Below are 13,835 nucleotides of genomic sequence, written 5' to 3' on the forward strand. Positions count from 1 at the left end.
CACGCACCCGCACCGGGGGGAAGGATAACTGGATAGTGACGGTACTAGTAAGGTGTGGGTAGCGGTGGTGTGGATGATGGAACTGGCGCAGGTGTACGTGAGTTACTGGTAAGGTGTGGGTAGCGGTGGTGTGGATGATGGAACTAGCGCAGGTGTACGTGAGTTACTGTTGTTAGAGCGGGTGATGGTGATGGTGGTAGACCTATGTAGAGTTGTTGTTGGCGGTTTGGGTGGGGATATGGATCTTGGCGGGCGTAGGTGTAGACGTGTACTGGTGGTGATGCGGGTGATTTATTGCGGAAATTACTGGCGTAATATGGTAATGTGGAGTGGGGGTGCCAGTATGAGAAAAACAATGATCCAACTACTACTTGTGGTATCTACGGGAGCGCTGCTGCTGACCGGATGCTCGGATAACCGTACCGATTCGGCGGCACCTGATTCACTTGTAACAACAATACCTTCCACGACGCAGCAGGCAGGCGGCGGTGGTAAAGAAGCGGCAGCGGGAACTCCTGACTCCAGCCAACCGTCAACAGCCACCACAGCTGCTCCAGCTCAGCCACCTGCTGCATCTCCAGCAGTCGCTCCAGCTCAGCCATCCGCAACTACGCCAGCGTCAGATTCGACGCTTTCGCCCGCCGCTTCCGAGCCCCCTCCAATATTTGGAGGAGCTACAAGCAGCAAACCCAAATTCTCCTACCTGGAGCAGCTCAGCAGCGAGCGGCTGAACTTGTATAAGCGGTTTGAGAGCAGCAAGGACATCAGCTATCTGCGGGAGTTTACGCCGGAAGAGATGCTGCTGGTGTATCTGCAGGCCGTGGCCAGAGGCGATGCGGATCTGATCTACCTGTTCACCTATAACGGCGGTAAGCTGCCGGCTGCGGACACCTTCCGCCAGCAATATTATGATGAGCTGTCGAACAAAGAGCTCGAAAGCTCACTCAAGATGAGATATTATGATTCCGTTACCGCCCAGCAGGATGCAGCAACCGAAGCGGAACGTACGGTGGTGATCAGCGCAAGTATTGGATTATACACCAGCCAGATAGCCTACGGTCTGAAACAGGAACAAGGCATCTGGAAGATGGATATCTATCATTTGATAGAGCATGCGAAACAACCTTGACCTAACGATTGGAGTGAAGAACAAATTGGCACACCGTATATTATTGATTGAAGATGACCGGGACATCAGCGAGATGGTCCGGTCTTACCTGTCCAGGGAAGGGCTCGAGGTGGAGAGCGTTTTTGACGGAGAGGCTGCCGAGACGGCCTTTCGGACGAAGGGGCCATTCGATCTCGTCCTGCTGGACCTGATGCTGCCCAAACGCAGCGGCACAGAGCTGCTGCAGACGTTCCGCGCCGGGAGCCTGGTTCCGGTAATGATCATGTCCGCCAAGGACACGGACGTGGACAAGGCTTTGTCGCTGGGCTTCGGGGCCGATGATTATATAACGAAGCCCTTCTCCATGATTGAGCTGCTGGCGAGGGTGAAGGCGGCGATCCGCCGGGCCGGTTACAACGCAGCGCCAAGTTCGGCGCCTGAAGCACCCGCTCCGGTGAACCAGGTGGTGACGCTGAAGGGGTTGACCGTGGATCTGGATAATTTCTCGGCGGCAAAGAACGGGGAAGACATTAAGCTGACAGCCAAGGAATTTCATATTCTGAAGCTGTTCGTGACCCATCCCGGCAGAGTGTTCACGAAGGCGCAGATCTATGCCAACGTGTGGGAGGACGATTATTACGGGGATGAGAATGTAATCAATGTACATATGAGAAGGCTGCGCGAGAAGATTGAAGATGATCCTTCCCACCCGGAGTATATCAAGACGTTATGGGGGATTGGCTATAAGCTGGGAGAGCCGGTGCAATGACTACACTGCTAATAGCCCTGATCCTTGTGCTGATCATAGTCTGGCAAGCGTTGCAGCTGCGCCAGGGTGACCGTTCATTGGCCTACATTCATACCAAGCTGAGCGCCATTATCAGCGAAGGCTCACATGAACGGCTGCTGGTGTTCAACAGCAGGCAAGCACTGCAACTGCTGCTGAATGACCTGAATCGGCTGCTGGACATCAACCATAGGGGCAGCGTAGAGCGGATTCGGCTGGAGAAGTCGATGCGCAATATGCTCTCCAATATCTCCCATGATCTCAAGACGCCGCTGACGGTTGTGCTTGGCTATATTGAGACACTTTTGCATGATGAAGGGATGCCGGCAGAGGAGCGAGAACGTATGCTGCGGAAGATTCACAGCAAAGCGGGGGAAGTGATTGTGCTGATGAATACCTTCTTCGATCTGGCGAAGCTGGAATCCGGGGACAAGGAGATCCCGTTATCCAGGGTGGAGCTGGGCGAGGTCTGCCGGCGCAATGTATTGTCCTTCTATGATATGCTGAGCGCGCAGGGCGGCGAGGTGTCCATTGAACTACCGGATGAACCGCTCTACATGATGGGGAACGAAGAGGCGCTGGACCGGATTCTGACCAATCTGCTGTCCAATGCGATTACTTATGGCAGCGAGGGCGGCGTGCTGGGTCTGAAGCTGCGGGAGGACAACAACCAGCTGTACATTGAAGTCTGGGACCGTGGCAAAGGCATCGCCGAGCGCCATCAGGACAAGGTGTTCGAACGCCTGTATACGCTGGAGGATTCGCGCAACCGATTCTACCAGGGCAGCGGCCTTGGCCTGACCATTACCAAAAGATTAACGGAGCAGATGAACGGCACGATTACCTTAAGCAGCAAACCGTATGACAAGACGGTATTCACGCTTGCTTTTCGCAAATTAAGCTTCTAGCCAGCCGCAAGCCGCACGGTCCCGGTATCTTGAACACTCAGCTTAAGAATCTCTTAAGAATCAGGTAATAAAAAAGCATATTCTGCTGTGTAGAATAAATACCAGGAAGACAAGACACACCAAAGGGGATACAGGATATGAACCATATCGTGCGGACGCGGAATTTAACGAAGCTCTATAAGGACAAAGAGGCAGTAAGCAATGTAAATATGAACATCAAGCAAGGGGAAGTCTACGGGTTCCTTGGGCCGAACGGAGCCGGTAAAACAACCGTAATGAAGATGATCACCAATCTGGTGAAGCCGACCAACGGTGAGATTGAATTTTTTGGCGAGAAAATGACCAGCCGCTCTTACGAAATGCTCAAACGGATGGGTTGCATTATTGAATATCCGGTATTCTATGACAAGCTGTCGGCCAGAGAAAACTTGATCCTGCATGGCGAATATATGGGCCTTTATGACCCGAAGGCGATGGAAGAGGCACTGGAGCTGGTGAAGCTGGCCGGCATTGACAACAAGCCTGTCAAGCAATTCTCCCTGGGTATGAAGCAGCGGCTGGGTATTGCCCGGGCCGTGATGACCAAGCCGGAGCTCCTGATTCTTGATGAGCCGATTAACGGACTTGATCCGCAGGGCATCAAGGAGATGAGAGAGCTCTTCCGGATGTTAAGCCACGAATATGGGATGACGCTGCTGATCTCCAGTCACATCCTGGCTGAAATTGAACAGATTGCCGATACGATTGGGGTCATTCGCCAGGGTATTCTTGTCGAGGAAGTGACGATGGATTCGATCCGCGGCCAGAATTCGGAATACACCGAGATAGTAACCAAGGAGAGCACGAAAGCCCTCTATGTGCTGGAGCATAAGCTGGGCCTGACCAATTACAAGGTGATGGACGGGCAGACGATTCGTATCTATGATGGCGGGATATCTCAGCGGGAGCTGAACAAGGCGCTTGTGAACGCCGACGTGGAGCTGGAGAGCATCAGCAAGAAATATCATTCCCTTGAAGACTACTTCTTGAACCTGACTGGGGGTGAGGGCGTTGCTTAAACTTATGACTCTGGAGATCCGCAAGTTTAAGCTGGGCGGACTGTTTAAAGCGGTACTTATCGCCAACCTCGTCATTCTGGCTTTTATGATAATGGTTATTTTCATCGACCAAGGGGAGATTGATCCGACGTTTGCTACGTTCTCTGAGGTGTTCGACGGGCTGTCTGTTTTTGTGAAAACAACGTTTATTATCTTCGCTTCGGTTCTGTTGAGCAAGCTGGTAATTGAAGAATATAGGAGCAACACAATAAGCCTGCTGTTCATGTATCCCATTCCGCGCAAAAGCCTGATGACCGCCAAGCTGATTATTGTGTTCCTGTTCACCCTTGTGAATATTATCGTATCCAACATTGTGCTTGGTGCCATAATCGTGGGCATTAATCATTTTGTAGAGGTTATACCGGGAACGATTTCCCTGCAGGATGCTGGCACAGAGCTGGTCACAATCATGGCCGATGCGGTCTATGCCGCCGGAATCAGCTTGATTGCCCTATTCGTAGGGATGCGCAAAAAATCAGTCTCCGCCACTATTGTTACAGCGGTACTGGTTGCGTCTCTGATCTCTTCCGGGTGGGGGGACTTCCGGCTTGGCAATCTGGTAGGCGTGTCCGTCTCGCTTGGGCTGGTGGGGATGGTGATTGCCTATCTCTCTATCCGCAATGTCGAATCCGAGGATATTGCTTAAGATGAATAAAGGATTATTAGGGCCTCTGTCTCAGACAGAGGCTTATTTTTTTGTGTTAGCGGATGCGGAGGCACACAATTTTGATATAATAGATTCACAATAGGGCGAACGTGAGAAAGGAAGTGGACTGTGCAGGTAGATAACCATCTGATTCTAAAGCGAATCGTTACAGATGAGGGGATATATAAGTCGTTTTTCGAGAATCATCCCGATTATATTTTTGTGATGGACCTGCAGGGCAGTTATGTACATGCGAACCGCTCTGCGCGTGAGCTTGCTGGTTATTCCTGTGAGGATCTGAACGAGCTATCCAAGGAAGTGCTGTTGTCTGATAGCCGTTTTATTTGCCGCCATTATTTCTCCAGAGTGCTGAATGGTGAATCCTCATGCTTCGAGATTGATTTTACCGACAAGGAAGGCGTGGTCCATCGGGTTCAGGTAAGTTATGTACCCATTACTGTTGATGATGAGATCATCGGAGCATTCAGCATTGCCAAGGATATCACCGAACGGGGCAAAGTGCAGGATGAGATTCGGCTGGAGCTGGAGGAAGATCCACAAGCACAGGCGCTCCATAGCTCGATTGAACCGGTTCTGGAGCATTTGCAGGAGCTGCATGAACGGCATAGCCTGATCCTCAACTCCGTATCGGAAGGGATATTTGGTCTGGATGCGCAAGGGAGAACCATCTTTATTAATCCTGCTGCCATGCGGATGCTTGGGTATTCGCAGGAGGAGTTTCTGGGCCTGCACAATATCTCCAATCTAAATCATACCCGTGCAGACGGCTCCAATTATAACCCCGCAGAATCGCCGATCAGCCAGACCATAGCAGATGGCCTGAACCGTGTGATGGATGACGGGATATTCTGGCGGAAGGACGGCACCAGTTTTTTTGTGAACTACCGAGTCGCCCCACTGATAGACAAGGGCCAAATTGCAGGTGCAGTAGTTGCCTTCAGCGATATTACCGGTGAACGCGAGATTCTGCACGCCAAGGAATCGGCAGAACGGGCGGCGCAGGCGAAGTCCGATTTCCTGGCGATGATGAGTCATGAGATCCGCACACCGATGAACGGAATGATCGGAATGGCCGATCTGCTGCTGGAAACCGAGCTTACCGAGGATCAGCACAACTATGCCGAGATTCTGCGCAGCAGCAGCTACAGCTTGCTGCAGATTCTGAATGATATTCTGGATTTCAGCAAGATTGAAGCAGGCAAAATGTCGCTGCAGAAGGAAAGCTTTGATCTGCGTGAAATGCTCGAAGGTATAGTTAATTTATTCACCCCCAAAGCGGAGGAGAAGGCGTTGTCCCTCCGGTGGTGGGCGGATACAAGTGTGCCGCAATGGGTCACAACAGATTCCAACAGATTGCGGCAGATTATCGTCAATCTGGTTGGCAATGCGCTTAAATTCACCGAACAAGGCAATGTTACGCTCTCGGTCAAGAATATTCTGCTGCCGTACTCGCGTGAATTTCTGCTGGAATTCTCTGTGCGTGATACCGGGGTGGGCATTCATGGCAGCAAGCTGAACCTGCTGTTTCAATCCTTCTCCCAGCTGCATCCGTCCATTAACCGCAAATATGGGGGGACGGGACTGGGGCTTGCGATCTGCAAGCAGCTGGTTGAATTGATGGGAGGAACTATTTTTGTGGAGAGTGAGGAGGGTGTCGGCTCTACTTTCCGTTTCATGCTGCCGTTTATTGAGGAGGAGCATGACCGCACGAACGATTCCATCTAGCCTACAGCACAAACCTCCGTCCCTGTTGCCTGCTTAGCAATGGGACGGAGGTTGAGGGTTGGTAACAGCTTATGGCTGCAGCATATACATCAGCCCAACGGTTTGAGGACCGCAGTGGCTCCCGATAACACAGCCTGCATGAATGATAGCAATCTCCTGCACACCCGTCTGCTCACGCAAGGCGGTCTGCAGGTATTTGGCGTCTTCTTCGGCCAGGGTATGGGCAATAATCAGCAGCTCCTTGTCCATTCGGTCGGCATCCAGCATCGCATTCTGCAGCATCTGATCGACAGCCTTCTCTTTCTTGCCGCGAACCTTGTTGATCGGCACTATTGCCCCGTCAATCAACTTAAGCACAGGCCGGATCTTGAGCAGACTGCCAATGAAATTGGTCATGCCGGAGCAGCGCCCGCCCATATATAGGTAATCCAGCGTGTCTACTACAAATTGGGTTTCCACCAGATTGCGGCTGTGTTTAAGCATCGCCGCTATTTCTGCTGCGCTTGTTCCTGCCGCAGCCGCACGTACAGCCTTCATTATCAGCAGAGCGATTCCTCCGCATAAGGTAGAGGAGTCAATAATCTCTATCCGGCCTGCCGGGAACTCTCCGGCTGCCAGCAGGGCATTCTGATATGTCGAAGACAACGAGGAGGAGAGGCTGATATAGACGATATCCCCACCGCTGTCGATAACTGGCTGGAACGCCTTCATGAAGTCAGCCGGCGAAGGGGCTGCGGTCTTGGGCAGCGTACCGCTTACGGCTACCCGGCGGTAGACCTCCTCCGGTGTGATTTCTTCACCATCCTTATAGGTTCCATCTTCAAAAACTACGTATAAGGGGACAACTCCGATTGAATAGGTCTCCTTCCAGCTCTGAGGCAAATCGGAAGTGCTGTCTGAAAATATACTCACGTTAGACATGGATTTCTCCTCACCATTTCTTGGATGATATGAATAAGTTACATTTTCTTATAATCTACGTTACTACTTAGGACCCTAGCCATCCCCAAGTAGGTTTGTGCCTTCGGAGTAGTACAACAGAGGTGGCTATGGGGAAAAAATACCGTTAATACCTGGCTCATGCTCGATTGTCGTGTCTTATAGGGAAAAGTTACCACTACATCATCTATTGAGGGCTTTTCGGAGCGGATAGGACCTCATTAGCGGTAAAAATTCCCTATAAGCTCGCCAGAACGCCCAACTAGCGGTAGAATTTCCCTATCATTCCTCACTGGTCCTAAGTAGTAACCAATCTACTAATTATACCAAGACCTGTCCAATTCTCAAAATGAAAAAACAAGAAAAAGAGACTGCCGGAAATATCGGCAGCCTTCTTACTAGCTGTATAGGAAATTATGATTTTCTTTTGTTGTATATAAGGTCTTGCGCATTCCGAAGGAACAGCCTGCCTTTGCTCTTAGGATTTTGCGCATTCCGAAGGAACAGCCCGCCTTTGCTCTTGCCCCCGGCGTGCGTCCCGTCAGGGATAGCGGGCCGCCCATGCGAGCGTCCAAGCGGTCCCGCAGGGATAAGCGCTCCTTCCCCCCAGCCTCCTAATCACCGTACTGCCAGGCTCATTCGCCAAGCTTGCGGGTGTCCAGAGGGTGCAACCCTTTGGGGCCCTCCCTTGGAAGGGAGGGTTTGGGAGGGATCGATGTTTTACTTTATCACCGGAATCCAGACTTCACAGCGGTAATCTTCCCCGTCCACTCCCGGAGGATAGAGTTCAAACTCTGGTCCGCCGGAATGTTCATATCCGGTGGAAGGGAACCACTCCTGAAAGATTCGCTGCCATACCTTCTGGATGGCATCCGGCAGAGGCCCGACGGAGGTGAAGACGGCATAGCTGGTCGAAGGAATATCCCTGATCTCATAGCCTTCAGGATCGGTATCGGGACTGGCCTCTACAGCAATCCAGTAGGACAGCTCTTCCTTCTCATGACAGATGTCCATACAGATCCCGAGCAGATCTTTGTCTCCGCCGATTGCAAACAGCCGGTCAGAGGTTCCATCGGCATTAGCCTCCTGCCAGAACAGGGGGATTCTGCGGAAATTCTCGCCTTCTTTGGTGCTGACCTTCAATGATTTCCCAATAACCGAAAAAGCTTCTTTATGCACAATTCTGTAGTCCATTTCTTGATCTCCCTTCAAAGATAAATGAAAGGAGAGGCGTGGGAAGGCTTTCAGCTGAACTCCCGGCTTCCGTGCGGCGGATGGTGAGATTCCATGTGCCTTACGGAAGGCCTTGGCGAAGGCTTCAGGGGATTCATAGCCGTATTTCAGGGCAATATCGAGCACACGTAGCTTGGATACCGCTAGCTCTTGTGCGGCCAGTGTTAGTCTCCGCCTGCGCACATAATCGGCCACCGAAACACCGGTAAGCATACTGAACATACGCTGGAAATGAAAGGAGGAGGAGTAAGCAACTTTGGCAATTTCATCGATGTGCATAGGCTCCTCCATTTTGCTCTCCATATAATCCAATGCTTCTGTCATGCGGTACAGCCATTCCAATTCGCCATCTCCCTTATGCATTGATCCTATCATTCGGCAGGCCTATCTGTCCTGTCATTCCATGCGGTTGTTAGACAGGTATAGTATAACCGAAGCAGGAGTGGGGAGTCAGCCTTTCAGCTTGTAGACGGCAGCTTCATAGGGGCGCAGCAGTCCAGGCAGTACTGAACTCTCCGCATAGTTTCCGATAATCCTTGCTTCTAGGCGTTTCAGCTCATCCGGCAGCTCCGCTTGCTGCGGCTGGTCGCTGAAATTAAGCAAAACCAGCCAGCGTATATCTTCCAGAGTGCGTGTATAGGCATAGATATATTCATGCTCGGGGAGCAATAGCTCATAGTCTCCGTAAACCATAACCGGATGATGTTTGCGCAGGGCTATCAGCTGCCGGTAATAATGAAACACGGAATCCGGGTCAGCCAGCGCTTCCTCTACATTAATGGAAGTATAGTTCGGATTCACCTTCAACCAAGGGGTACCATCCGTGAAGCCTCCATGCTCAGCCGTGCTCCACTGCATGGGGGTTCGGGCATTATCACGGCCTTTGGCGTGAATCGCCTTCAGAATAGTCTCATGCTCCACATCGCCGGCTTTCATCTTCTCCCTGTACATATTATGGGTCTCAATATCCTGATAATCCTCCAGCACCGGGAACTTCACATTCGTCATCCCAATCTCCTCACCTTGATAAATATAGGGAGTACCCTTCAGGGTGTGGAGCAGCGTGGCCAGCATCTTGGCAGAGAGCACACGGTAAGCTCCGTCATTCCCGAACCGTGAGACCATCCGCGGTTGGTCATGGTTGTTGAGGTACAGGCTGTTCCAGCCTTGCTCGGCCAGTCCAACCTGCCATTTATGGAGAATCGCGCGCAGGCCTTGCAGACTCCACGGGGTGACATCCCATTTGCCGTCTGGTCCCGAATCCACATCCATATGCTCGAATTGAAAGACCATTTGCAGCTCATTGCGGTCTTCTGCGGTGTAGAGAATCGCATCCTCAACAGTAGCTCCAGGAGTTTCGCCAACGGTCATAATGTCGTATTTGGATAACACCTGCCGGTTCATTTCCTGCAAAAACTCATGGACCCGCGGCCCATTCATATAATATTCTCCCCCTCCGGCCAGCTCGCCGGGAGCCAGATCCGCCCGTTCCACAGTAGGCAGGCCATCTGCCTTGGAGATCAGATTGATCACGTCCATCCGCAGCCCGTCGACCCCCTTGTCCAGCCAGAAGGTGATCATCTTGTAGAGAGCCTCGCGCAGGCGCGGGTTCTCCCAGTTCAGGTCTGGCTGCTTGCGCGAGAACAGGTGGAGGTAATATTCGCCGGTGGCTTCATCCAGCTCCCAGGCCGGTCCGCTGAAGATGGAGCTCCAATTGTTGGGCGGCTCGCCGTCTGGACCGCCCGGCCGCCAGATATAATAATCGCGGTACGGGTTCTCCTTGGAGGAGCGGGATTCCGCGAACCAGGCATGCTCATCCGAGGAGTGGTTGATCACAAGGTCCATCATCAGCCGTATGCCGCGTTCATGTAGTCCGCTGAGCAGCTCTTCCCAGTCCTGAAGGTTGCCGAATTCATCCATAATATCCTGATAGTCACTGATATCATAGCCGTTGTCATCGTTGGGAGACTTGTATACCGGGGACAGCCAGACTACGTCGATTCCCAGCTTCTGCAGATAATCCAGACGGGAGATGATGCCGCGCAGATCGCCGATCCCGTCGCCGTTGCTGTCCTGGAAGCTGCGCGGATAGATTTGATAGACCACAGCTTCTTTCCAAAAGGTTCTGTTCATTGTCATAACCATTCTCCTTTATAGAGGGGATAATAAAAACGCCCCATAAGCTGAAGCTTCCGGGGCAGGGTGTATAGCTTAAGCAGTGATGGAAACCCCGTCGGCAGTAATCGTACCGAGTCCCTCGATTTCGTATTCCTGATCGTAAAGGGTCAGAGCAGCCGGAATCTCGGTTTCATTCGTAACAGTCACCTGTTGATCGGTGACGCTGACCTTCAGGCGTGAGCCGCGGAACATGATCTTGAAGGCATAAGAGGTCCAGTGGCCAGGGTTGGAAGGCGCAAGTCTCAGACGGCCGTCCTCTACACGAAGTCCGCCGAAGCCATGGACCACGGACATCCAGGTGCCAGCCATGCTGGTGCTGTGACAGCCGTCCTCGGTGTCATTGTTGTAATTGTCCAGGTCCAGCCTTGAGGTGCGCAGATACATCTCATAGGCTTTTTCCATATAACCCAGCTCGCAAGCCAGAATCGCATGAATGCAAGGGGAGAGGGAGGACTCATGGACGGTAATTGGCTCATAGAAATCGAAATTGCGGCGTTTGGTTTCCAGGTCATAGCGGTCGCCGAGGAAATAGAGTCCCTGCAGCACATCGGCCTGCTTAATGAAGCAAGAGCGCAGAATCCGGTCCCAGGACCATTTCTGGTTCAGTGGCAGATGCTCAGGCAGCATATCCTTGACCAGGATAATTTCCTTGTCGAGGAAGCCGTCCTGCTGCAGGAAGATGCCACGTTCGTCGTCCAGCGGATAATACATCTTGGCGATAATCTCGCTCCACTTCGCCGTTTCCTCCTCTAGCAGCTCAAGCTTGTCGACCAGCTCGGCATAACGTGCCGGCTCCTGCTCCTGCAGATAGCTCAGCGCCTCCAGCGTATATTCCATCGTCCAGGAAGCCATCCGGTTGGTGTACCAGTTGTTGTTCACATTGTTCTCGTATTCGTTCGGTCCGGTGACGCCGAGCATGACATACTTCTCCTTGTGCGGCACATAATGGACCCGTTCCTCCCAGAAGCGGGAGATTTCCACCAGCACCTCCAGCCCATATTGCCCCAGGTAGGCTTGATCGCCGGTATAATTCACATAGTTATAAATAGCATGGGCAATTGCCCCGTTGCGGTGAATCTCTTCAAACGTGATTTCCCATTCATTGTGGCACTCTTCGCCGTTCATAGTGACCATCGGGTAGAGGGCGCCTTTGCGGAATCCCAGCTTGCGGGCGTTCTCCTTGGCTTTCTCCAGATGCTTATAGCGGTAGATCAGCAGGTTGCGGGCAATCGTGGAGTCAGCGGTACTGAGGTAAAAAGGCACACAATACGCTTCCGTATCCCAGTAGGTGCTGCCGCCGTATTTCTCGCCTGTGAACCCTTTGGGCCCGATGTTCAGTCGGTCGTCCTCGCCATTATACGTCTGGTTCAGCTGAAAAATATTGAAACGGATCGCCTGCTGCGCCGAAACGTCACCTTCGATATAAATGTCGCTTTCCTTCCACTTGTCTCTCCAAGCTGCGGCCTGTTCACTCAGCAGAGCCACGAATCCGGCTTCCCGGGCGCTGTTCAGCGCCGCCGACGCCGCATCGACAAGCTGGCCGAGTCCATGATTGCGGGAGGTGACGTTAGCGGCATATTTATAAATAACGATCTGATCGCCGGGCTTTACCGACAAATGGACTGTACTGGCCACGTATTTCTCCTGCTCGATGACTTCAGCTTCTGCATTCAGTTGTTCGCCGTTGACCAGAATGTCAAAAGCCATAGCCGAGGTTACATGGAAGTCGAGTTTTTTGGTCTTCAGGGTAAGGTAGCCGCTATCCGGCTCGCCTTTCTTCTCTACCTCATTCCAGAACTTCTCATCATAATTGGAATCCTTGTTCTTGATATCGCCGTCGAGATAAGGAGTGACCGTGATTTCACCGTTGAAATTTAGCGGAAGAATGGAGTAGCGAATCGCGCCAATCTCCTGGCGGACCATACTGACCATACGGATGCTCTCCACTTTGACTTCCTTGCCATCTTCCAGAGCGGCAGTGAAGCTGCGCGAAAGCGTGCCTTCTTTCATATTCAATACCCGGCGGAACTCGGAGACAGTACACTTCGCCAGATCAAGCGGGGTACCATCGATGTCGATGTTAATGCCAATCCAGTTGGTGCTGTTCAGTACTTTGGCAAAATACTCTGGATAGCCGTTTTTCCACCAGCCGACGCGTGTTTTGTCAGGGTAATAAACACCCGCCATATAGCTGCCCTGCAGGCTGCGGCCGCTGTATTGCTCTTCGAAGTTGGCACGTCCGCCCATATAACCGTTTCCGATACTAAAGACGCTTTCGGAGATTTCCTGAGTCTGTGGATCAAAGGATTCCTCAATGATGGACCATTCATCAATTTTTAAATATTGTTTCAAGTTTAACCGACTCCTTTAAATGGGGGATGAGGATATAGAATGAACTAAATTTGTGTATTAGAAGAGGAGAACTCACATTACCTATTACTGTTAATGTTCGTCAAACGACTGCAAATGATTCCCTGAGTACTGCAACGCTGATGTGCGCAAGGGAAGGGACGACCATATTCGCTGCCCTCAGTGTCTGCGGTGAACCGATGCCCACACTGATCATGCCGGCGCGGGTGGCAGCTATGATGCCAGCTTCGGCATCTTCAAAGACGACGCAGTGTTCAGGATGAATATTCACTGCTGTGGCTCCCAATAGAAAGACTTCAGGGTCGGGTTTCGCTGCGCTAGTATGCGTGCCGTCGATAATAGCATCGAAGTAAGGCGTCAGCCCGGTATTATTCAGAATAGTCATTGCGTTCTTGCTAGCGGAGCCAAGGGCTACCTTGATGCCTTGGTCGCGGCACTCCTCCAGGAACTTAAGTGCACCAGGCAAAATTTCTGAACTGTCCATCTTGGCGATGTATTCGATATAACGGTTATTTTTCCTTTCTGCCAGCTGAGCTTTCTCTTCTTCATCCAGCGTCAGTCCGCCGATTTCGAGCAGAATGTTTAGCGAGGCGACTCTGCTGACGCCTTTGAGACGTTCGTTATCCTGTTCGGTGAACAGGAAGCCAAGGCTCTCTGCGAGTTCCTTCCATGCTATATAATGATATTTAGCGGTGTCGACCAGTACTCCATCCAAGTCGAACAAACAGGCTTTAATTTGTGTCATTGTTGTACCTCCTAAAAGTTTAGTAGAGCATTCCTCCAACGCTCAAAAAAGGTGATAAATAAGTATTTATATGTAGCG

Annotated in this window: 11 protein-coding genes; 6 read left to right on the top strand and 5 right to left on the bottom strand. The window is 51.7% G+C overall.

The window, feature by feature from the left end; all coding sequences use genetic code 11:
* The first annotated feature begins 343 nt into the window (after nt 1-343).
* From B9T62_RS38675 to B9T62_RS04235, 6 genes are all read left to right on the top strand, one after another.
* Entirely contained in the window at nt 344-1,129 is a 786-nt protein-coding gene (locus B9T62_RS38675) for a hypothetical protein (protein ID WP_157685441.1), read from the top strand.
* 25 nt (nt 1,130-1,154) lie between these two features.
* Nucleotides 1,155-1,877 (top strand): response regulator transcription factor, encoded by a 723-nt coding sequence (locus B9T62_RS04215; RefSeq protein ID WP_087914110.1) that lies wholly within the window; start codon nt 1,155-1,157, stop codon nt 1,875-1,877.
* Complete coding sequence (locus B9T62_RS04220; RefSeq protein WP_087914111.1) at nt 1,874-2,803, top strand: sensor histidine kinase; 930 nt, start codon at nt 1,874-1,876, stop codon at nt 2,801-2,803. The genes B9T62_RS04215 and B9T62_RS04220 overlap by 4 nt, the downstream gene beginning before the upstream one ends.
* Nucleotides 2,804-2,940: 137 nt before the next feature.
* The gene (locus B9T62_RS04225; protein WP_087914112.1) at nt 2,941-3,861 is read left to right on the top strand and encodes an ABC transporter ATP-binding protein; all 921 of its coding nucleotides are present in this window, start codon (nt 2,941-2,943) and stop codon (nt 3,859-3,861) included.
* Nucleotides 3,845-4,546, top strand: a complete 702-nt coding sequence (locus tag B9T62_RS04230; RefSeq protein WP_245864337.1) for an ABC transporter permease — start codon at nt 3,845-3,847, stop codon at nt 4,544-4,546. The genes B9T62_RS04225 and B9T62_RS04230 overlap by 17 nt, the downstream gene beginning before the upstream one ends.
* 129 nt (nt 4,547-4,675) lie before the next feature.
* Complete coding sequence (locus B9T62_RS04235; protein WP_087914114.1) at nt 4,676-6,292, top strand: PAS domain-containing protein; 1,617 nt, start codon at nt 4,676-4,678, stop codon at nt 6,290-6,292.
* A gap of 69 nt (nt 6,293-6,361) precedes the next feature.
* Here B9T62_RS04235 and B9T62_RS04240 read toward each other — a convergent pair whose 3' ends face one another.
* The 5 genes from B9T62_RS04240 to pgmB form a co-directional block, all read right to left on the bottom strand.
* Nucleotides 6,362-7,213 carry a DegV family protein gene (locus B9T62_RS04240; protein WP_087914115.1) on the bottom strand — a complete coding sequence of 284 codons (852 nt, stop codon included), beginning with the start codon at nt 7,211-7,213 and terminating at the stop codon, nt 6,362-6,364.
* A 738-nt stretch (nt 7,214-7,951) separates the two neighbouring features.
* On the bottom strand, nt 7,952-8,806 hold the full coding sequence (locus B9T62_RS04245) for an AraC family transcriptional regulator (protein WP_211296411.1): 855 nt from the start codon (nt 8,804-8,806) through the stop codon (nt 7,952-7,954).
* A 108-nt stretch (nt 8,807-8,914) separates the two neighbouring features.
* A complete protein-coding gene (locus B9T62_RS04250; RefSeq protein ID WP_087920127.1) occupies nt 8,915-10,597 on the bottom strand; it encodes a glycoside hydrolase family 13 protein in 1,683 nt (560 codons plus the stop codon).
* A 78-nt stretch (nt 10,598-10,675) separates the two neighbouring features.
* Nucleotides 10,676-12,994 carry a glycoside hydrolase family 65 protein gene (locus B9T62_RS04255; protein ID WP_087914117.1) on the bottom strand — a complete coding sequence of 773 codons (2,319 nt, stop codon included), beginning with the start codon at nt 12,992-12,994 and terminating at the stop codon, nt 10,676-10,678.
* A 100-nt stretch (nt 12,995-13,094) separates the two neighbouring features.
* Nucleotides 13,095-13,757: a beta-phosphoglucomutase gene (gene pgmB, locus B9T62_RS04260; protein WP_087914118.1), complete on the bottom strand. Its 663-nt coding sequence runs from the start codon at nt 13,755-13,757 to the stop codon at nt 13,095-13,097.
* Between the last annotated feature and the right edge of the window lie 78 nt (nt 13,758-13,835).

The organism is Paenibacillus donghaensis, assembly GCF_002192415.1.
In the GTDB taxonomy this organism is placed as follows: Bacteria; Bacillota; Bacilli; order Paenibacillales; family Paenibacillaceae; genus Paenibacillus_AQ; species Paenibacillus_AQ donghaensis.

Bases quoted from the DNA above. Each gene is read 5' to 3' on its own strand.
- B9T62_RS38675 (WP_157685441.1), top strand. From the start codon at position 344: ATGAGAAAAACAATGATCCAACTACTACTTGTGGTATCTACGGGAGCG.
- B9T62_RS04220 (WP_087914111.1), top strand. From the start codon at position 1,874: ATGACTACACTGCTAATAGCCCTGATCCTTGTGCTGATCATAGTCTGG.
- B9T62_RS04225 (WP_087914112.1), top strand. From the start codon at position 2,941: ATGAACCATATCGTGCGGACGCGGAATTTAACGAAGCTCTATAAGGAC.
- B9T62_RS04240 (WP_087914115.1), bottom strand. From the start codon at position 7,213: ATGTCTAACGTGAGTATATTTTCAGACAGCACTTCCGATTTGCCTCAG.
- B9T62_RS04250 (WP_087920127.1), bottom strand. From the start codon at position 10,597: ATGAACAGAACCTTTTGGAAAGAAGCTGTGGTCTATCAAATCTATCCG.
- pgmB (WP_087914118.1), bottom strand. From the start codon at position 13,757: ATGACACAAATTAAAGCCTGTTTGTTCGACTTGGATGGAGTACTGGTC.